Source organism: Bradyrhizobium manausense (assembly GCF_001440035.1).
Classification (GTDB): domain Bacteria; phylum Pseudomonadota; class Alphaproteobacteria; order Rhizobiales; family Xanthobacteraceae; genus Bradyrhizobium; species Bradyrhizobium manausense.
In genome coordinates this window covers 392,511-392,994 of the sequence record NZ_LJYG01000112.1, presented here as the reverse complement: position 1 = coordinate 392,994, position 484 = coordinate 392,511, and the positions used below count along the sequence as shown (strand labels likewise).

At 68.6% G+C, this 484-nt stretch carries 1 protein-coding gene; it reads left to right on the top strand.

Annotation, left to right across the window (positions count from 1 at the left end):
• Positions 1–484 (top strand): phosphatidylserine decarboxylase (locus AOQ71_RS38410; protein WP_245317367.1); only part of this gene is annotated, 484 nt, incomplete at both ends.

Here is a 484-nt window from a genome sequence, read left to right as displayed (position 1 = left end):
AAGCCTGGTCCTGTTCTGGCTGTGGTCGCCGCTGGGATGGATCGGCACGATCCTCACCGTGTGGTGCGCGCTGTTCTTCCGCGATCCCGTTCGCGTGACGCCGCAGCGCGACGGGCTCGTGGTGTCGCCGGCCGACGGCCGGGTCTCGATGATCACCATGGCGCTGCCGCCGGCCGAGCTAGGCCTCGGCGACCGGCCGCTGCCGCGCATCTCGGTGTTCATGAGCGTATTCAACTGCCACGTGAATCGCGCTCCCGTCGCGGGCAGGGTGGACCGCATCGCCTATCGGCCGGGCTTGTTCATCAACGCCGAGCTGGACAAGGCGAGCGAGGACAATGAGCGCAATTCGCTCGTCATCTCGGCGCCGCAGGGCCGCATCGGCGTGATCCAGATCGCGGGCCTGGTGGCCAAGCGCATCGTCTGCTTCGTCAGGGAAGGGCAGGCGGTCGGTGCCGGCGAGCGGTTCGGCCTGATCCGCTTCGGC